Source organism: Pedobacter soli (assembly GCF_900101435.1).
Classification (GTDB): Bacteria; Bacteroidota; Bacteroidia; order Sphingobacteriales; family Sphingobacteriaceae; genus Pedobacter; species Pedobacter soli.
Genome location: NZ_FMZH01000011.1, coordinates 1 through 20,983, shown reverse-complemented (window position 1 = coordinate 20,983; position 20,983 = coordinate 1). Strand labels below are relative to the sequence as shown.

16 protein-coding genes are annotated in these 20,983 nt (G+C 40.4%); 4 read left to right on the top strand and 12 right to left on the bottom strand.

Annotation, left to right across the window (positions count from 1 at the left end; translation table 11 throughout):
* Positions 1–311 precede the first annotated feature (311 nt).
* The 3 genes from eno to BLR37_RS19875 all read left to right on the top strand — a co-directional run bounded on the left by eno (position 312) and on the right by BLR37_RS19875 (position 2,753).
* Complete coding sequence (eno, locus tag BLR37_RS19885; RefSeq protein ID WP_039477324.1) at positions 312–1,607, top strand: phosphopyruvate hydratase; 1,296 nt, start codon at positions 312–314, stop codon at positions 1,605–1,607.
* Between the two features lie 141 nt (positions 1,608–1,748).
* Positions 1,749–2,048, top strand: a complete 300-nt coding sequence (locus BLR37_RS19880) for an FtsB family cell division protein (RefSeq protein ID WP_025145767.1) — start codon at positions 1,749–1,751, stop codon at positions 2,046–2,048.
* Between the two features lie 90 nt (positions 2,049–2,138).
* Complete coding sequence (locus tag BLR37_RS19875) at positions 2,139–2,753, top strand: trimeric intracellular cation channel family protein (RefSeq protein ID WP_090771685.1); 615 nt, start codon at positions 2,139–2,141, stop codon at positions 2,751–2,753.
* A 63-nt stretch (positions 2,754–2,816) separates the two neighbouring features.
* On the opposite strand, the gene BLR37_RS19870 is transcribed toward BLR37_RS19875, so the two are convergent.
* On the bottom strand, positions 2,817–4,901 hold the full coding sequence (locus BLR37_RS19870; RefSeq protein WP_090771684.1) for a hypothetical protein: 2,085 nt from the start codon (positions 4,899–4,901) through the stop codon (positions 2,817–2,819).
* A gap of 204 nt (positions 4,902–5,105) precedes the next feature.
* Here BLR37_RS19870 and BLR37_RS19865 point away from each other — a divergent pair, with 204 nt between their 5' ends.
* The gene (locus BLR37_RS19865; RefSeq protein WP_090771682.1) at positions 5,106–5,855 is read left to right on the top strand and encodes a L,D-transpeptidase family protein; all 750 of its coding nucleotides are present in this window, start codon (positions 5,106–5,108) and stop codon (positions 5,853–5,855) included.
* A 106-nt stretch (positions 5,856–5,961) separates the two neighbouring features.
* Here the strand turns inward: BLR37_RS19865 and fabG are convergent, their stop codons facing one another.
* The 11 genes from fabG to sucD all read right to left on the bottom strand — a co-directional run bounded on the left by fabG (position 5,962) and on the right by sucD (position 20,382).
* On the bottom strand, positions 5,962–6,705 hold the full coding sequence (gene fabG, locus BLR37_RS19860; protein ID WP_039477310.1) for a 3-oxoacyl-[acyl-carrier-protein] reductase: 744 nt from the start codon (positions 6,703–6,705) through the stop codon (positions 5,962–5,964).
* 124 nt (positions 6,706–6,829) lie between these two features.
* On the bottom strand, positions 6,830–7,906 hold the full coding sequence (locus BLR37_RS19855; RefSeq protein ID WP_090771680.1) for an agmatine deiminase family protein: 1,077 nt from the start codon (positions 7,904–7,906) through the stop codon (positions 6,830–6,832).
* Between the two features lie 98 nt (positions 7,907–8,004).
* Complete coding sequence (locus tag BLR37_RS19850; RefSeq protein ID WP_090771678.1) at positions 8,005–8,880, bottom strand: carbon-nitrogen hydrolase; 876 nt, start codon at positions 8,878–8,880, stop codon at positions 8,005–8,007.
* 254 nt (positions 8,881–9,134) lie between these two features.
* Positions 9,135–11,099, bottom strand: a complete 1,965-nt coding sequence (locus BLR37_RS19845) for an SPFH domain-containing protein (RefSeq protein ID WP_090771676.1) — start codon at positions 11,097–11,099, stop codon at positions 9,135–9,137.
* A gap of 604 nt (positions 11,100–11,703) precedes the next feature.
* Positions 11,704–11,925 carry a cysteine-rich CWC family protein gene (locus tag BLR37_RS19840; protein ID WP_090771674.1) on the bottom strand — a complete coding sequence of 74 codons (222 nt, stop codon included), beginning with the start codon at positions 11,923–11,925 and terminating at the stop codon, positions 11,704–11,706.
* Between the two features lie 249 nt (positions 11,926–12,174).
* Positions 12,175–14,559: a ribonucleoside-diphosphate reductase subunit alpha gene (locus BLR37_RS19835; protein WP_090771672.1), complete on the bottom strand. Its 2,385-nt coding sequence runs from the start codon at positions 14,557–14,559 to the stop codon at positions 12,175–12,177.
* A gap of 145 nt (positions 14,560–14,704) precedes the next feature.
* Positions 14,705–15,676: a ribonucleoside-diphosphate reductase small subunit gene (locus BLR37_RS19830; RefSeq protein ID WP_090771670.1), complete on the bottom strand. Its 972-nt coding sequence runs from the start codon at positions 15,674–15,676 to the stop codon at positions 14,705–14,707.
* Positions 15,677–16,132: 456 nt separating this feature from the next.
* Entirely contained in the window at positions 16,133–16,516 is a 384-nt protein-coding gene (locus BLR37_RS19825) for a septal ring lytic transglycosylase RlpA family protein (protein ID WP_090771667.1), read from the bottom strand.
* A gap of 194 nt (positions 16,517–16,710) precedes the next feature.
* Positions 16,711–18,258: an arylsulfatase gene (locus BLR37_RS19820; protein ID WP_090771665.1), complete on the bottom strand. Its 1,548-nt coding sequence runs from the start codon at positions 18,256–18,258 to the stop codon at positions 16,711–16,713.
* 179 nt (positions 18,259–18,437) lie between these two features.
* Entirely contained in the window at positions 18,438–18,941 is a 504-nt protein-coding gene (locus BLR37_RS19815) for a methionine-R-sulfoxide reductase (RefSeq protein WP_090771894.1), read from the bottom strand.
* A gap of 568 nt (positions 18,942–19,509) precedes the next feature.
* Entirely contained in the window at positions 19,510–20,382 is an 873-nt protein-coding gene (sucD, locus tag BLR37_RS19810; RefSeq protein ID WP_090771663.1) for a succinate--CoA ligase subunit alpha, read from the bottom strand.
* Positions 20,383–20,983: the final 601 nt, after the last annotated feature.

Sequence of the window (20,983 nt, the reverse complement as noted above, 5' to 3'; positions counted from 1 at the left end):
AAGCCCGCAATCCCGATTTTTCATCGGGAGCGGCTTGTAGTAAAAAGCGGGACCTGCCCCAACCGATGCATTATTGCAATTGCTTTTCAAAAAAAGTATTATGACCTAAGTCGCTAAAGATCATCAGTTGCAATGTGAACGGCAACCAATATTAACTTAAAATTAACCATCGGTTAACTCGAACAACTATCATAACATTAAGCCTCAAAAGGCTTTATTTATTTAAAAATTATACTAACTTTGATGTTGCGCTTAGTAATTGTACTTTGTACACTAAGCAGGTTAAGAAATCAACAAAAAATTAAAATAAAATGAGCATAATTGTTAATGTCCATGCGAGACAAATCCTCGATTCGAGAGGAAATCCAACAGTAGAAGTAGAAGTTGCAACAGAAGCCGGTGCATTTGGCCGCGCTGCAGTACCAAGTGGTGCATCTACCGGACAATATGAAGCTGTTGAATTACGTGATGGAGATAAATCTACATATTTAGGTAAAGGCGTTTTAAAAGCAGTTGAAAATGTTAATACTAAAATTGCTGATGCATTAAGAGGTATTGATGTTTTTGAACAAAATGCAATTGACAAACTTATGTTAGACCTTGATGGTACCGAAAACAAAGGTAACTTAGGTGCTAATGCTATTTTAGGTGTTTCTTTAGCTGTAGCCAAAGCTGCTGCTGATGAAATTGGCCAGCCATTATACCGTTACATTGGCGGTGTAAATGCAAACACTTTGCCTATCCCGATGATGAACATTATCAATGGCGGTTCTCACTCTGATGCACCTATCGCATTCCAGGAATTTATGATTATGCCAGTAGGCGCACCTTCTTTCTCTGAGGCATTACGTTGGGGAACTGAAGTTTTCCATAGCTTGAAAAAAATTCTTCACGACAGAGGTTTATCTACTGCTGTAGGTGATGAAGGTGGTTTTGCACCAACTTTTGATGGTACTGAAGATGCAATTGAAACCGTATTAAAAGCAATTGAAACTGCTGGTTACAAACCAGGTTCGCAAATCTGCTTAGCTTTAGATTGTGCTTCATCTGAGTTTTACAAAGATGGTAAATACGATTATACTAAATTTGAAGGTGCTACCGGTGTAATTCGTTCAAGCGAAGAGCAGGCACAATATTTAGCTGATCTTTCTGCTAAATATCCAATTATCTCTATCGAAGATGGTATGGATGAAAACGACTGGACTGGCTGGAAAAGCTTAACTGATAAAGTTGGCGATCGCGTTCAATTAGTTGGTGACGATTTATTTGTAACTAACGTAACCCGTTTACAACGTGGTATTGACGAAGAAACTGCAAACTCTATCCTGGTAAAAGTTAACCAAATCGGTTCGTTAACTGAAACCATCAATGCGGTAACTTTAGCACAAAACAGTGGTTATACTTCGGTAATGAGTCACCGTTCTGGCGAAACTGAAGATGTTACAATTGCTGATTTAGCTGTTGCTTTAAACTGCGGACAGATTAAAACCGGTTCGGCTTCACGTTCGGACAGGATTGCAAAATACAATCAATTATTACGTATTGAAGAAGAATTGGGCGAAAACGCACGTTTCATCGGTTCAAAATTCAAATACGCTAAAAAATAATAGCATAGTGTTAATAAGTTGAAAAACTTATTTGTGAAACATCCGGAGATTTTAAATCTTCGGATGTTTTTATTTTAATACTATATTTGCTTGTTGGATTTGATCTTCCAAGATCTGACATCAAAAATCTCATATCAATATATGAAACGCTTAATAGACCTTTTCCGCAATAAATATTTCCTGGCAACAGTTGCTTTTGCCATGTGGATGCTATTTTTCGATAAAAACGATATGATGTCGCAATACGAATACCGTAGTCAGGCAAATAAGCTGCAGGAGGAAAAAGAGTATTTTGAGAAAGAAACTGCCCAGGTGAAAAAAGATTTAAACGAGCTGAATACCAATTTAAATACAGCCGAAAAATTTGCCCGCGAAAAATACTTCATGAAAAAAGACAATGAAGATGTTTTTGTGATTATCCAGGAAGAGAAGAAGGATTAGTTGGCAGTTTTCAGTTAACAATTTGCAGTTAACAGTTTAGCAATAATTTAACCTTCCAACTTTACAACAGGTAACCTTTCAACTTAGGTCATGCTCCACATCCTCTACATTATAGCCATTACAGCCGAAGCCATGACCGCAGCACTTTCTGCAGGTAGACGCGATATGGACTGGGTAGGCGTTTGTATTATTGCCTGGGTTACGGCATTGGGTGGTGGCACAGTTCGCAATGTATTGTTTGGCCATTATCCCATGAGCTGGGTAGAACATCCCGAATATTTGGTAATAACTGCTGCTGCAGCTTTATTGGCGGCATTTATTGCTTCTATTATGACCAAACTCAAAAAACTGTTCCTTTATCTGGATGCTTTGGGTTTAGTGGTATTTACGATCATTGGCTGTCAGGTGGCTCAAACAATCCATTTACCTTATTTAATTGTATTATTTAGCGGTATGATAACCGGTTGTGCAGGTGGCGTACTTCGTGATGTACTTTGTAATGAAGTACCTTTCCTTTTCCGCAAAGAGATTTATGCAAGTGCTGCCATTGTTACGGGTGCTGTTTATATCGGTGTAGAGCATTTTCATGGTTCAGAAATGCTGGCAACTATTTCAGCGGCTGTGGTTGGCTTAGCTTTAAGGCTCCTTTCTATCCGCTATGAGTGGCACATGCCGAAGTTTGTTTACCGGGATGAATGGCACTAAAATAGTTGAGAGTTCTTAGTTCGGAGTTATGAGCCTCCAAACTCACGACACCTAACTCCAAACTTACAGTTCCCCATTCCGTTTCCTTAAAAACCACTCTGTACCCAGTAAAATCAGCACCAATCCGAACAGCCATTTCATATTAATTAACTCATCGTACTTGCGGTCTTCGTAGCTGATGGTTTTGATGTTTTCATTTTTCAGGATTTCATCTGCAATTTTGAGCAGATCGGCGGGCATAAAAAGCTTACCATTACTTTGTTTGGCAATGGTATTCAGCAACTGGTGATTGGCAGTTGTTTGCTGGTATTCGGCGATTAAAGCGTTTACATAGAAACTGCCTGTGGCGCTGAATTTCTTTCCGCCCAATACTGTATTGGCCAAATACGAATAATTACCCGCAGGCATGGCACCTGCATCTAACTGATAACCCGTTTCCGTTTTGGAAAAAGTGTAGTTGAAAACCTTACCGGCTTCATTTTTAACCTGCAGATTTACTTCTGGCTCGTTAACGGCCTGGTAGCTGTCGTTATAAAGCGTTCCGTTAAACTGAATGCTTTCATTTTCATCATAAGCTGCTTTGGCCGTAAATACTTTAAACCTGCGCTTATCATCTTTAACAGAAAGATACTGAACCGTTTTTGAAATCAGGTCGTTTAACACCGATTGTGGTGCTTCATTTTCAGCTTCCGAAAGTTTCCAGCGCCATAGCCCCTCTCCCATTAAATAGCCTGCCTTCGTACCGTTTTCGCTGGTAAAAAACAAAAGTGGTTGCTGCGTACTCACTTTACCAATACGTTGGTTAAAAACAGGTGTAGCGCCGGCATTAACGGTAAGCCTGCCAAAGGGAGCCAGTAATGGATCGAAAGTGGCAAATTGCTTTTTATCCTCCTCAATTAAGTTAAAACTGGTAAAACCATTGGCAAAATCGGGGTAAACTTCCTGTACGGAACCATTTGCCGAAGCTAGATTAACCTGGCTCTGCAGCTGGTTAAAGGCGGTAATATTACTTTGACCACCCAAAATGTACCAAATGGGTTTCTTTACCGATTTAAGTTTTTGAAAAAAGCCTGCTGAAAGGTTCTGCACATCTGGTAATTGATAGAGTACAATTAAATCGAATTTGGCGGGATCTGTAGCGCCTAAATCATCGGCCAGTGCCAGTTTAGCCTCGTAATGCTTATTGAGCGAAATAGCTTCCTTTAAAACACCTAAATCGGGATGTGGGCCAGCGGCTGCCAGCAATACTTTTTGTCTGCCATCAATAACCTCCACGTAAAAGCTCTGGCTGTTGTTTCTCGTGGTCATTTCGTTTGGCAAGCTACCGAGCTGTACGGTATACTTTTGCACCCCAATTTTACCGGCATGTAGTTTAAGCGGAATGGTTTTTACAAAGGAATTTCCACTAATCGAAATATTTTGTTCTGCTACTTTACTCCCATTTTGGGCAATCGTTAAGCTGGTACTTTCACCATTGCCCTGAAAGGCCTGTACCTGAATTTCAACTGTAAAATCATCATCCAAGTATACAATATTGTTGTAATTTACATTTGAGATCAAGACATCCCGCTTCGGAATGCTATCGCCCAACGCGATGGTATAAACCGGCGCATTGATTTGATTAATGCTATACAGCGGATTGCCTCCGTGGTTAAAAATACCATCGGTAGCCAAAATAACCGCCCCAATGTTACGGTTGGTATATTCATCCTGCACTTTACGGAAAAATGCCGCAGCATCGGTTAATTTACCCTGATTTTTAAATTCCAGGCCATCAGCAACCTGATCTGAAAAGTGATAGGTTTTTACTTCGTATTTATCAGATAATTTATCCTGCAAGGCCTTTAGGTTTTGCGCATACTGTTTCTCATCAAAACCCGGGGCTTTAACCTGCCCTACCGATAGCGAATTATCCTGCCCAATGATGATAACGGGCTTATCGAGCGTATAATTTAAGGTTTTAATTAATGGAGCAAATAAAAGCCAGGCAATAGCAGTAACCACCAAAATCCGTAATACGGCAAGTATATACTGAAGCTTTTTATCCAGATTTTTATTATTTCGATAAAGTATCCAGGCATACAACAGGCCCAGTGCCAAACAACCGAGAAAGGATAAAACAGAAGTACCGGAAAAAAAGCTATTCATATTGCATAAAGATGGTAAATTTGATGGTATTTTCAAGGCTAATTAACAGCAAAGTATACAAAGAATTACGCAAAGCACAGCAAAGCTGTTATGCATCCGGTAATTAACTAAACTTAGCGTTCTTTGCGCCATTCCAGTAAACAAATCTCAGCGGCCTTTGCGGTTAAAAAAATAAAATCGTTAGTTTTAACCAAATCAATTTGTATGAAATTAATCTGTTTAACGTTTCTGCTATCTCTCAGCCTTATGGTGAATGCCCAAAATAATTTTAAAGCAACACAAATCAAATTTGAAAGAGTAAAAAAAGCATACGATGAAAAGTGGGAAACGCTGCGAAAATTTGTTCAGGCAGATGGCTTTGGCAATCAGTTTTCGATGGTAATCAATGCCTACAAAAGTGAAGGCAAACTAGAAGTTTGGCTAAAGGCTAATACCGGTAAAAGCTATAAATTGTTCCGCAGTTATGATTTCTGTGCGCATTCAGGAACGCTTGGCCCGAAAGTAACTGAAGGCGACGGGCAAACACCTGAAGGTTTTTATTACATCAATGTTTTTAACCCGATGAGTAATTTCCACCTGTCGTTAGGCGTAAATTACCCCAACAGTGTTGATTATGCCCGTACAGGTAAGGATAGGAAACCGGGAGGCGACATTTACATCCACGGTAATTGTGTAACAGTTGGCTGCATCCCGCTAACGGACGAAAAAATTAAGGAAGTTTATATTTTGGGTGTCGAAGCCAGAAATACTGGTCAGGAAAGGATTCCAGTAAATATTTACCCTTTCAAAATGACCAATGAAAATTTAAAGAAATATTCAATGCATTTCCCGGCCCAGGCTAGCTTTTGGGCGTCGTTACAACCAGGTTATTTAGCTTTTGAGCAGCATAAATATCTTACGGAGATTAGGGAAGTTAAAGGACAATACCTGGTAACAAAAGAAGTCAAGTTTTAAAAACTTGACTTCTTTAATGTTTATTAAATAGTTTTAAAGTTGAGAGGTTGGAATGTTGCAAAGTTCTGTGCTCAAAACCTTCCAACCTTTAACCTTTTAACCTCCTTTACAGCATTCCGCCGCAAACCGATAAAGTTTGTCCGGTTACATAGGCACTCATATCTGAAGCCAGGAACACACAAACATTGGCAATATCTTCAGTTTCGCCGGCACGTTTTAACGGAATATCTTTTTCCCAACCTTCAACTACTTTAGGATCTAAAACCTCGGTCATTTCGGTACGGATAAAGCCCGGAGCTACAACGTTTGCACGGATATTTCTTGATCCCAGTTCTTTGGCTACTGATTTGGTAAAACCAATAATACCTGCTTTGGAAGCGGCATAGTTAGCCTGACCTGCGTTACCCTGAACACCAACCACCGAACTCATATTAATGAAAACACCTTTACGGGCTTTCATCATCACTTTAGAAGCTGCTTTAGTTACGTTAAAGATCGATTTTAAGTTGATATTGATTACATCATCCCAGTTTTCTTCGCTCATACGCATCAACAAGCCATCTTTGGTGATACCAGCGTTGTTTACTACGATATCAATAGTTCCAAATTCAGCTACAATATCATTGATCAACTGCTCAGCCTCATCAAATTTAGATGCATCAGAGCGGTAACCTTTAACTTTAGTACCGAAGCTTTGCAATTCCTGCTCTAAAGCCTGGCCTTTTTCTACTGATGATAAGTAGGTGAATGCTACATTAGCACCTTGCTCTGCAAATTTTTCCGCTATTTTACGGCCAATTCCTTTTGATGCGCCGGTAATTAATGCTGTTTTTCCTTCTAGTAATTTCATTATGAAATGTTGTAAAGTTGAAATGTTTTAATGTTGTAAAGTTAATAACTCTACTGAAATATTGTCAAATTGTTTGATTGCCGTATGGTTAACAATTCAAAACTCTGAACTGCCAACTCCAAACTTAAATAGCTGGTTCCTGCTGGCTTAAACAATGGAAACTACCCAAACCCCAGATAATATCAACCGAATTGATGCCGACTACCTTACGGTCAGGGAAACAACCCTGAATAATATCCAAAGCTTTTTGGTCGTTCACATCATCAAAAACCGGAACAATTACTGCTGAATTGGCAATGTAAAAATTAGCGTAAGAAGCCGGCAAACGGGTATCATCATAAATTACCGGCGAAGGCATAGGTAACTCTACAATATTTAAGGCACGACCATCTTTCAGTCTCATTGCCTTTAAGGCCTCCAGATTCTCTTGTAACAATACATAGTTTTCATCCAGTGGATTACTTTCTACTACGGTTAAAACGGTATCCTCATTTACAAAACGAGTAATGTCGTCAATGTGGCCATCAGTATCATCGCCAACAATGCCATCGCCTAACCACAAAACCTGCTCCTGACCATAATATTCGAGCAAATACTGTTCTATCTGTTCTTTAGTTAAATGCGGATTGCGGTTTTCGTTTAACAGACAAGCAGTAGTGGTTAAAACCGTACCTGCACCATTAAACTCCACCGAACCACCTTCCATTACAATATCAGGTGCAAACAAAGGCAGATTAAAGTGTTTGGCTATTTTGGTGGGCACAACGTCATCCAGATCAAAAGGCGGATACTTTCCTCCCCAGGCGTTATAGCCCCAGTCTACCACTGCTTTTTCATTTCCCTTTAACACAAATGCAGGTCCATGATCGCGGCACCATGCATCGTTGGTTTCGTTAAAATAAAATTCAATCTGCGCTAAATCGGCATTTACTTTTTGAAGTTCGGCAATGGCAAAAGCTTTCATTTCTTCGTCTTTTACATTGATCCGTACTTTTTCACCCTCAGCAACCAATTTAATAAACTGGCAATAAGGGGCGTAAATGGTTTCGATCTTACCCGGCCATGAGGCTTCTTTATGCGGCCAGCTTAACCAGGTAGCTTCATGTTTAGCCCACTCGGCAGGGAACGCATAGCCTTGTTTTTTAGGAGAATAATCGAAGTGATTAATATTTAAATTTTCTCTAGGAGGGAAATTTGACATCTAATTTTATTTATAAAATGAATGGTTCGTGAGGACACGAACCATGGATTTTTAATTTATGGATTCTCGCTTTATCCTTTGGTCTTTAGGCTTTCAGCTTAGTCCCCATCCAGATATCTTTTCGTAATTGGTTGATACGAATCGATCCTTCTATCCCTTAAAAATGGCCAGTGTTTACGGAAAAAGTCTGACTGGGTTAAATCCAGCTCGACTACTTCAGTTTCTTCCTGATCGTGTGAAGCCAGATAAAGCAAACGCCCCTGGGCGTTGGTAGCAAAGCTTCCGCCCCAGAATTTCATAGCACCATCCTGCTCAAAACCAACGCGGTTTACACTCACAACCGGAACACCATTGGCAACGGCATGTGAGCGCTGAATGGTTTGCCATGCATTGTACTGATCTTTATTGGTTTCCTCATCCTGATCGGTAGCCCAACCAATTGCAGTTGGATAAAACATGATATCGGCTCCCATTAATGCAGTGATACGTGATGCTTCCGGATACCATTGATCCCAGCAGATTAAAATACCGATCTTCGCAAACTTGGTTTGGAAAACCTTGTAACCTAAATCGCCCGGTGTAAAGTAAAATTTCTCGTAGTACGCGGGATCATCAGGGATGTGCATCTTACGGTATTTACCTAAATAAGATCCATCGGCATCTAAAACGGCAGTAGTATTGTGGTATAAACCTTCAGCACGTTTTTCGAACAGTGAAGCAATAATTACTACACCCAATTCTTTGGCAACTACCTGCAAGGCATCGGTTGATGGACCTGGAATAGCTTCTGCCAGATCGAAATTATCGTAATCTTCAACATCGCAGAAATATAGTGAAGTAAAAAGCTCCTGCAAGCACACAATTTGTGCACCCTTTGCAGCGGCATCCCTTACTTTCGCAATCGCTTTATCTAAATTTTCCTGCTTATCTTTAGTACAGCTCATCTGCACCAGGCCAACATTTACCTTCTTCATTTTTTAAAATTATTGGATGAAAGAATGAGTGAATGAGTGCTTCGCAGTATCATTCAGCCATTCAAAATGCTATCATTCTAAATCGGCTGCAAAGTTACTATTTTGTTTAAGAGTAGAACGGCATAATTGTGTAATAGTTTATTAACCACAAAGAAAACAGAGGAAAAAACACGAAGAACACAAAGCAGGATGATTTTTTTCTTACAAAAAAGGCCTCAACTTACGTCAAGGCCTTCCATGCTAATTTAACAAATTTAAGGGTTAATATTATCCTTTTTCGGTTTCGTTTTGGTTTCTACAATTTCGGCTACTGCAACCACTTCCTTACGTTTTTCAGGGTCCATTAACTCCATCAGTTTAAGCCCTAATAAACCATCCATGGCCGAACCACCAGCATTGGCATTTCCACCGATCAATACATCCGGAATCAGTTTTACATTACCTTTCGATAACTCTTCGGTAATCTTGTAGCGGGTAAAGTTTTCGCCACCCAAAGCTTTAACGGCAAGCTCGTAAGCCTCGGCTGTAGATTTACCTACCGCCAAAATTTTACCAGCTTCGGCACTACCGGTTAACGAAATTTGTTCTGCCTCTGCTGATGCACGTAATTTAATCGCTTCCGAATCGGCTTGTGCACGTGCCTTGGTTGCCTCAGCCTCTGCGTGCGCACGCATTTTAGTAGCTTCAGCCTCAGCACCTACTGCCAGTTTTACGCCGGCAGCATCACCTTCTGATTTTTTTACCGTTGCACTTGCTGTACGCTCGGCAATTTCGACACTTTGTTGTGCTTTTACGATATCTTTCTGCATATCGGCAATGGCAGTTTCTTTTTCCATCCCCTGGCGCGTTTCCTGAGCCTGTTTCTGCGTTTCGTAAGTCACCTTTTGCTCTTCCGCAATTTTACGGTCGGTTAAGGTTTTCATTAACGATTCTGGTGGCACAATATCACCAATCAAAGTATCAACCGCATTTACGTTGTACTCGTCAAGTACTTTTCGAATATGCTCTTTTGCCGACTCCTGACGTTCTTTACGTGTACTCAGGAAAGCAATTACATCGCTGCCCTGCGCTGAGTTACGGAAATAGTTACCAATAGTAGGCTCCAACACCTGTGAAACCAGGTTGACCATGTTACCAAAACGGGCAATTACTTTTGGCGCCTCGGTAGTAGGCACGTGAATAATCTGTGCCACATCCAGGTTAAAAGGGAAACCATCTCTCGAACGTACGGTAATGGTTGAGAGGTTTTTATCGAGATTATGTGCCTCGCTGCGTGCCGATGCCCAGTTTAATACCAGATTGGTTGTAGGTACCAGCTCTACCTTCATAATGTATTTGTTAATCGGATATTTTCCCGGCCCAAGTGGCTCCAGCCAAACCCCTTTTGATCCTTTAGCTACGATATTACCATGTTTAAAATCGGCACCGGTTAAATCGTCGCCTTCTTTACCAATAAACGAGATCACCACACCTACATAACCAATAGCAATTTCGGTCATGGGTATTTCTTCTAACTGGATTGCCCAGGGGTTTAAATTGTACGAACCCGCTAGAATAACCTGCGGCTGCAAACCTCTGTTACCGCCTTGTTTTACAAAGGCATCAAAATCCTGAAAGTTATTGTGGCCTTCTACCAGCTTACCTGCAATCTGGTTAGCTTCGATTGGTAAACCATCCAGTGTAGTTACAATACCTACCATGCTTTCCTGAATACGAACCATATCGGTAACCGAAACCTGAAATAACATGGTATTAATCCGGTACGATCCGGAAGTGATATAAGCCGTTTGCCGACCTCGCTGGCCACCGTTTTCGAGGAACTTAACGGCATCCTGAAAATTATCTGACTCTACTTTTTGCCCCAGGATATTCCCTGTTGGGATTTCGGCCCCGTCTTTGGCCATAATGAGCCCTATTTTACCCTCAGGAATGACGGTGAACTGCTCCATAGTTACGCTGTATTGCCAGAACCACATCCCGAAATACAATCCGGGAGCGAGTGTTTTTCCCTGGAAACCTGCCTCGCCTTTGATGGCGATAATGCGCCCGTCGGGCAATTCGCGATCGGAACCTAAGAGCACGAATTTTTTGGTAATTAAGCCGATTCTATCTTCGGGTACGATGACCATCCCGAATAGGAAACGTAAAATATATTTGTATAAAACTAAGCACAACAGTGCCACTAAAACCCACCAGTAATTTGAAATGAGCGATTCCATAATTTATATGATTTTTATGTTTTTTTAAGCCTAATAAACCATTTATTAAGCATGATATAGATATCAAATTGTATGCTTTGTTACCAGATTTAACACTTATTTTCAAACTATTTTTCATTGATTTTAAGGCCTGAAAGAAGCGTTAAGAAACACGATTACGGGAATACCAACTGCAGATGACATTTTCAGAATTTGCTTAACCAAACGCTTAAAAACAGCCAAAAACGACTTTTTTCCTTTTACCTGATAGCTACGGAAATTTTAATTGTACTTTCAACAATTAAAAGAAGAAAGGTGTCCTTTTTTGAATCTATGCAATTGACCGAATTGAGATACAGTAATTAAACAGTTTTGAATCAGAAAAGATGTATTGACATAAAAAATTCAGAAAAGATCGGAACCGCTGTAAGCTAAACCCGATTGCACGAATGCCGATTCCTTCAATCTGCAGCAGAAAAAGCGGGATTGAAAGCAACCCAAAAGCACAGGAGCTTGCTTTTCAAATGATGTTCCTTCATATTATGATATCGACACCTGCAATGATTTACAGATTCGGTCTGTGAGCCACAGATCGATTTATGCCGGCAATAAAGATTGTAAAGTATTATGCTCCTATTTCTTCCCGGTATTCCTGTTGCAGCTCGAACAGGCATTTGGCACAGAGACAGCCATCGTAAAGCTCAGAGATATGTTGTACTTCGTTGATGCTGAGTTGCACTACACTGCACTGGCATTTGGTATAAGCATTGGCCTTGCACTCTATAGCCGTTCCGCATCTTTCGCAGGGAATGATTTCGTGTTTGGCGCTATGGGTATGTGCAGACATTTTATAGGTTCATTGGTTCAATGGTCATTAGTATGGATGTTCGCTATTTGCGTTTGGCAAAACCAATGAACCAATTGCCTAATGAACTATTGAACTGAATACAAAAGTAAGGACAAAAAATAAGGTTTTGAGCGTTTGCCCAAAACCTTACGATATTATTAGATTCGTCATCCTGAACTTGTTTCAGGAACTATTAGAAGAGATGCTGATCCCGATATAAAATCGGGGCAGCATGACGATTGTGCAAGACTAGCCCGAGCAGCTAATGCAGCCTTCTTCCATCGAACAAACTGGTCCGTCGATGATTTCTTCTGCAACCTGATCTTGTGTCATTTCAGCAGGGATAACCGCTTCAATTGCTTTACCGCCCTGGTTCTCTACTGTAAATTTAACAGCTTGCGAAGCAGCTTGTGTACGTAGATAGTACATACCGGTTTTCAATCCTTTCTCCCATGCATAGAAGTGCATTGAAGTTAATTTTGAAGTGTTCGGCGCATTTACAAACAGGTTTAACGATTGCGACTGGCAGATATAGGCACCACGGTCGGCAGCCATATCGATGATATTACGCATCTTGATCTCCCAAACGGTTTTGTACAATTCTTTAATGTAATCAGGAATTTCAGCAATCGCCTGAATAGAACCGTTAGCCAATATGATTTTGTTTTTCATATCGTTGTTCCATAAACCTAAGGCCACTAAATCTTTCAATAAGTGTTTGTTTACTACCACAAACTCTCCGCTTAATACACGACGGGTGTAAATGTTAGAAGTGTAAGGTTCGAAACACTCGTTGTTACCTAAAATCTGCGAAGTAGATGCAGTTGGCATTGGCGCAACCAATAATGAGTTGTACACACCATCTTTAACTACTTTTTTGCGCAATGCATCCCAATCCCAACGGCCGCTATCTGGAGTTACATTCCACAGATCGAACTGGAATTTACCTTTTGATAACGGAGAATCTTTAAACGTTTGATAAGGACCATGTTTCACAGCTAAATCGTGTGAAGCCGACATCGAAGCAAAATAAATGGTTTCGAAGATATCTTTGTTTAAACGTTTAGCCTCATCACTTTCGAAAGGTAAACGCAACAAGATAAAGGCATCAGCTAAGCCTTGTACTCCTAAACCAACGGGACGATGGCGCATGTTAGAGTTTTCAGCTTCCTGAACAGGATAATAGTTGTGATCGATGATCTTGTTCAGGTTTAAAGTAGCCTGATAAGTTACATCGTATAATTTCTGGTGATCGAAAGCACCGTTGATTACGAAACGTGGTAAAGCCAGTGAAGCTAAGTTACAAACCGCAACTTCATCTTTAGAGGTATACTCGATAATTTCGGTACACAGGTTAGAGCTCTTAATGGTACCTAAGTTCTGTTGGTTAGATTTGCTGTTCGCTGCATCTTTAAACAACATATAAGGTGTACCGGTTTCAATCTGCGAATCTAAAATGGCAAACCAAAGCTCTTGTGCTTTAACCGTTTTGCGGCCACGGCCTTCAGCTTCATATTTGGTATATAAATCTTCGAATTCTTTACCGAAACAATCTGCTAAACCTGGTGCTTCGTGCGGGCAGAATAAAGTCCAGTCGCCATTATCTTTAACACGTTGCATAAACAAATCGTTGATCCAAAGTGCATAGAATAAATCGCGCGCGCGCATTTCTTCTTTACCGTGGTTTTTACGTAAATCTAAAAATTCGAAAACATCAGCATGCCAAGGCTCTAAATAAATAGCAAAAGCACCTTTACGTTTACCTCCACCCTGATCTACATAACGGGCAGTATCGTTAAATACGCGTAACATTGGAATAATACCGTTACTTGTACCGTTGGTACCACCAATGTATGAACCGGTTGCACGGATGTTGTGGATGCTTAAACCAATACCACCTGCACTTTGTGAAATTTTAGCGGTTTGTTTTAAAGTATCGTAAATACCTTCAATGCTGTCATCCTGCATGGTTAACAAGAAACATGACGACATTTGAGGCTTTGGTGTAGCGGCATTGAACAAGGTTGGCGTAGCGTGTGTAAACCAACGCTCGCTCATTAAGTTATAGGTTTTAATTGCGCTTTCGATATCTTCTTTGTGGATACCAACTGAAACGCGCATGAACAAATGCTGAGGACGCTCAACAATCTGACCATTAACTTTTAACAGGTAAGATTTTTCTAAAGTTTTAAAACCGAAATAGTCGAAACCGAAATCGCGGTCGTAAATGATAGAACTATCTAAAATATCTTTGTTTTTTTCAATAATCTCATAAACATCATCAGCGATAAGAGGTGCCTCTTTCTGCGCTTTCGGGTCGAAATATTCGTACAACATTTTCATCGTACCCGAGAATGATTTGGTGGTGTTTTTATGCAGGTTAGAAACCGCAATACGCGAAGCTAACAAAGCATAATCAGGGTGTTTTGTCGTTAACGATGCAGCTGTTTCTGCAGCAAGGTTATCCAACTCAGAGGTAGTTACCCCATCATATAAACCTTCGATTACCTTTTTGGCCACATCGATCGGATCTACAAGATCTGAATTTAAACTGTAGCACAGCTTTTGAATACGTGCTGTGATTTTGTCAAATTGCACCGGCTCTTTCCGGCCATCTCTTTTTAGTACGAACATATTTTATGAGATTTAAGTTTTATATCAAGTCGTGAGTATCAAGTATCAAGACTTAATCATCACTTTTGTAATTTTTGTTATTTAGTATCGAGTAGTAAGTATCGGGTATCAAGACCTTATGCCTTCCGCCTTCTAACCTTCTACCTTAGAAATCTTCATCTAAAGAAAACGCCTGGGCTTTGTTATCGGCAGCGGTTAATACACCACTTTTCTGATAGTCGCCAACACGTTTTTCGAAGAAGTTGGTTTTACCCTGTAACGAGATCATTTCCATAAAATCGAAAGGATTGGTTGCGTTGTATATTTTTTTGTAACCTAATTCCTGTAACCATCTATCGGCAACAAACTCGATGTACTGGCTCATTAATTTTGCATTCATCCCAATTAAGGCAACTGGCAATGCATCGGTAATAAATTCTTTTTCAATTTCAACTGCATCGCTGATGATGCCATGCACTTGCTCTTCGCTTAATTTGTTGCTTAACATGCTGTACAACAGACAGGCAAATTCGCAGTGAGAACCCTCATCTCTCGAAATAAGCTCGTTACTGAAAGTTAAGCCCGGCATTAAGCCACGTTTCTTTAACCAGAAGATTGAGCAGAAACTACCGCTGAAGAAAATACCTTCAACCGCGGCAAAAGCCACTAAACGCTCTGCAAAAGTTCCGTTATCAATCCAGCGTAAAGCCCACTCTGCCTTTCTTTTTACTGCCGGAACAGTATCAATGGCGTGGAACAAACGGTCTTTTTCTTCCGGATCTTTAATGTAGGTATCGATTAATAAAGCGTAGGTTTCTGAATGGATGTTTTCCATCATGATCTGGAAACCATAAAAACAACGGGCTTCAGGAATCTGAACTTCGCTCATGAAGTTTACTGCAAGATTTTCATTTACAATACCATCACTGGCTGCAAAAAAAGCTAAAATGTGGGATATGAAATGTCTTTCACCATCGTTAAGGTTTTCCCAATGTTTCAAGTCGTCAGAAAGGTCGATTTCTTCGGCAGTCCAGAAACTCGCCTCTGTTCTTTTATACATCTCCCAAACTTTCGGATACTTGATCGGCAAAAGCACAAACCTGTCTTTGTTTTCTTGTAGTAATAATTCCTGTTCCATACGCTGATGTTTTTAAAATCTATTTTTTTAACAGAGCCGACAAAGGCACGCATCCATCAATTTTATATGATGATTGTAATGTCTTTTATCAAAACGCTGTAGTGAAAGTGCTAACCCTATTACCTGACGAACAACTTAGCTTTTAGTTCGGAAAATTTAAAATTGCAATCTGAGAGATATACGCATAAATTACTAAAAACTAAGCTTTTATAATTGTTTTCAAGTGCAAGAAGTTAAAGAACTTTGTTATAACAAATATATATACCATGGCTCTTTTTAGTGAACCAAAGTTGTTAACACCCTTGTCTATTGCTGGGGAAAAACGATCAGCTAAATATCATTTTCAAGCCAAAAAAAAGCTAATCATTTAATTTCAAGCACTTAGCAAACAAAAACAAGTGTTAATAACTTAAATTTGAGGGGTGTTTTAAGCCCAAAATAGAGCTAAATGGAGTGCTACTCAACAGTATAACTGAGGTTAACTTTAGCAATGCCTTTGCGGTAAATACCAATCTGTTTAGCGGCGCTTTCCGACAAATCGATAGCCAGTCTTTTAGAGAAAGGGCCACGATCGTTTACCTTTACAACCACTGATTTTCCATTAACCGGATTGGTTACAGTAACCATTGTACCGAATGGCAGGGTACGATGTGCGGCGGTGAGTTTTTTTGACCTGTAGCGGGCACCACTCGTGGTGCGGTGGCCTTCAAATTTTCTGTGGTAATAAGTGGCGAGAACTGTTTTCTGAATACTGTCTGCGGTATTTACCGGCGAGGCAGAATCTTGTGCATTACTGTGTAAAAACAAGAACAAACTACTTAATAACAGAAGATACTTCATAGGCTAAAATTCTTTATCGAGCCGGCAAATATAAGCATTTAGTTTAAAATGAAGCTGTTAATTGGCCCCTGCCCGGCAAAACACAGCAATTCAGTTCCAATATCGAAGCAACGTTTTACCCGAAAAATCGCTGCCTATCACCCCGTCAGGTAAGATTTTTACCTGTTGAAAAAAACTTGATTTACTGCTACAATTTATTTCATTTCCTGCTCTAAAACCGGAATTAAAAAGCGCGATAATGCCGGGGTCCGGTGTTCCTGCTTACTGATTTTAATCATTTTTTCGACAATATCGGGATGCTTTGAAGCCAGGTCGTTTTCTTCTTTAATGTCGCTCTCCAGATTGTACAAAGCCCATTTCGCATTGCCCTTAAGCATATTGAGGCGTACACCTTTCCAGTTGCCCAAACGGATAGCCTGCTGACCACCATATTCAGGGTATTCGAAATACAAATAAGGATGGGTATTTTTCTGTTGTTGCCCCAGTAAAGTTGGCAAAATGCTGATCCCGTCAACCTCCTTTGGAGTATTTAAACCAAGCAGATCGCAAAAGGTAGGCATCATGTCCATAGTCGAAGCAATCAGATCACTGGTACTACCAGGTTTTACTTTTCCGGGCCATGAAACAATAAAGGGCTCGCGGATGCCACCTTCGTGAACAAAGCCTTTACCCCAGCCAAAATTACCTTTAAACGGACCAGCACTGTTGAAAAAGACAGGATCTACACCAGCATTGAAAGCTACACCGTTATCGGCAGAGAACAGAATGATGGTATTGTCATATACCCCTTTTGCCTTTAGCTCTTTAATTAATTCGCCTACCTGCCTATCCAGCAAGGTAATCATAGCTGCATAGGTAGCGCGCGGGTAACGGCAAGGAAAATAAGATCCATCGCCGAGAAATGGCTTTTCATCTCCAAATTTTTGATGGTAATAAGCTACCAGGTCTTTAGGTGCCTGTAACGAAACATGCGGCAATGGCGTTGGGTAGTACAGGAAAAATGGTTTAGCTGCATTTTTATCAATAAATTTTAATGCTGCTTTGATCAAAAAATCAGGGGCATAATCCTTTTGCGCATATCGCTCGTAATTTTTCTCATCCAGGCTATCCAATCCCTTTGGAAAAGTTACCGTAGGTGCCTGAATTTTATTATCTAAAGGAACGCGGTTTTCATTTTCCCACAGGTGACCGCTATAATAGGTATGATCTTGTCGCTGACAGATGTAACCATAAAAATAATCAAAGCCTTGTTGCGTTGGGAAACCAGTGGTAAAGGGTGCGCCCAAACCCCACTTACCTACCATACCCGTAGTGTAACCTGCACCTTTTAACACTTCTGCCAGGGTAACCGTCGAATCGGGTATTGGGTACTGACCTTCCAGATAAGGGTTTTCTTCCATAGCCTTAAAATCCCACACTGGCCCACGTTCGCCCCACTCGTGGTTACCACGTATAAAGGCTTTTCCTGAATTTTGTCCGGTCATTAAAATATAACGCGAAGGTGCACACACCGGGTAAGCATAGTGCTGGGTAAACTTCATGCCGCGTTTGGCTAAAGCATCCAGATTGGGTGTTTCAATCTTATCTTGTCCGTAACAACCTAGTTCGCCATAGCCCATATCATCGGCCAGGATATAAACGATATTGGGTTTAGACTGGTTAGCTTTTTTTACCCCATTTTGAGCAAAGGCTGAGTAAAAAGTAAATAAGCTTAGGGCGAAGAGCAAGAGTTTACGTTTCATTGTTGCTTCCTGATAATTGGTTTGTATTGGTTAGTACAACTAAAATAAGGCATTCGGCAAATACTCGTATCTTAAAAAAACGCGCAAACGATTGACCATTTGAATTATTACAAAAGCCTATAAAAAAAGGTGTATAGCCTATAGCCATACACCTCTACCTAACCCTTCTATATCCACCTTTATTTCTGATCGGGCACGAAATTCATCGAGATCGAATTTACACAATGACGGGTGTCTTTATTGGTAAAGCCTTCTCCTAAAAATACGTGACCCAAGTGTGCACCGCAATTGGCACAAACAATTTCTGTACGCGAACCATCTGCATCGGGAATGCGTTTTACAGCACCTTTAATTTCATCGTCAAACGCAGGCCAGCCGCAGTGCGCATCGAACTTGCTTTCTGAGCGATACAAGGCCGCATTGCAGCGTTTGCAAGTATAGGTTCCTTTATCTGTAGTATGCTCGTATTTACCTGTCCCCGGGTATTCGGTACCTTTATTTACAATTACTCTTTCTTCTTCGGGGGTTAATGGATTCCAGTTCATTTTTTTCTTGGGTATAATTTGTGTAGTTTCCTTAGCTGGTTTTTCTTCTTTCTTATCCTGCTTTTGTGCACAGGCAGAAAGCCCTGTAGTTAAAACAACAGCTGAAACTAAAAATAGTTTATTTAACATCGTTCTCATGTTACAATATACGTTAAAGCTATAGGTTTTGGTTTGCTGTTTCAATGGTTTGTAATAGTGTTTACCTCCTACTGACAAAGTATGTAATGACATCTATTATTTACCACCTAAGACACCTAAGCGCACCTGAGACTTAAAGCAAAACCAAAGTAGGTAAAAAATATAAGCCAGCACTTAGGTATTAACCACAGAGAGAAAAGAGGTTTCACAGAGAGGCACCGAGCGAATTGGTTTTAATGTTAAGTTATAATGCTCCTAACTCTGTGTGCTTGCGTTTTTCTCTGTGCATTTGGTGGTAAAAACTCAGTGCCCTTTGTGCCTCACTCTGCGTACTCGGTGGTAAAATAAGTTAAAAAATATAGATTTACCACCTAAGACACCTAAGCACACCTGAGTGTTGAAAAAACTCAGCGTCCTCCGTGCCCTTCTCTGTGCACTCGGCGGTTAAAAAATGTGCGCTCTTTGCGTCAACTCTTTGCGTCCTTTTGCGGTTAAACAGCGGGTAACCAAAAACAAAAAGCGCTCCGAACCAAATCGAAACGCTTTTCTTTATATAAATTTAAAAATCTTACTTCGCTAATTCTTCTGCCATTGCAGCTCCGATTTCAGCAGGGCTTTCTACCACACGGATACCACACTCAGCCATGATTTTCATTTTAGCTGCAGCAGTATCATCAGCACCGCCAACAATTGCACCAGCGTGCCCCATTCTACGTCCCGGAGGCGCAGTTTGACCAGCGATGAAACCAACAACAGGTTTAGTCCCGTGTTCTTTGATCCAACGGGCAGCTTCAGCTTCCATACCACCACCAATTTCACCAATCATGATGATACCGTGCGTTTCAGGATCGTTCATTAATAATTTAACAGCTTCAACAGTTGGCGTTCCGATAATCGGGTCGCCACCGATACCAATAGCTGTAGTAATACCTAAACCAGCTTTTACAACCTGATCTACAGCTTCGTAAGTTAAAGTTCCTGATTTAGAAACTACACCTACGTTACCTTTTTTGAAGATAAAACCTGGCATGATACCGATTTTAGCTTCATCAGCAGTGATAATACCCGGGCAGTTAGGGCCAATTAAAGTAACATCACGGTCTGAGATATATTCTTTTACCTGAATCATATCCTTAGTTGGGATACCTTCAGTAATACAAACAATTACTTTAATACCACCTTCGGCAGCTTCCATAATCGCATCAGCAGCAAAAGCCGGTGGAACGAAAATGATCGATACATTTGCTCCTGTTTTATCAACAGCATCTTTAACAGTATTAAAAACAGGCTTATCTAAATGTAATTGCCCGCCTTTGCCAGGGGTAACACCACCAACTACGTTTGTACCGTACGCCAACATCTGTTCTGCGTGGTAAGTTCCTTCGTTTCCGGTAAAACCCTGAACGATAACCTTAGAATCTTTATTTACTAAAACGCTCATGTATCAATTTTTTTTGTGCAAAGCTAATATTATTGACTGGAAAGTCAAACCGAAAAGCATATTATTTGCCCCGTTTTCTCAGGAAAATGTAAGGAATTGCTTTATGCCTGCCAGAGGCCTGTTCTGGGCGTAGCCTACACTGTTGTGATCGGATTTAGTGACGAAGGATAAAACTCTTTTTGGCACATTGTAAGAAACAGGCCTTTCATTTCCAAATAAAAAAATTATCGCTTTGATTAAGAAATGAACAGTCAGGTTCTTTTGGCGGGCTGCAGTCCCGCTCATATCTTTATATTTATATATAACAATCAGAAAAGAGAGGCAAGTTGAGGTCCCGCTAGACACGAAATATTACAGATGTTGACGGAGAGGATTATCCTCTCTTTTTTACTTCTTAAAGTCAGAACAGTACCTATTGACCAGATCAGAGTATCTGGATCAGCGATTAACATGAGCAAAGACTGAGAGTAGTTTCTGATTGTCTTATTCTAATCTATAGACTATGAGTAATCTAAAGTATTCAATCGGGATTGATGTGTCCAAAAAAGATTTCCACTGCTGTCTTTCAGTTATCGATACGGAGCAGGCTGTGAAGATTAAA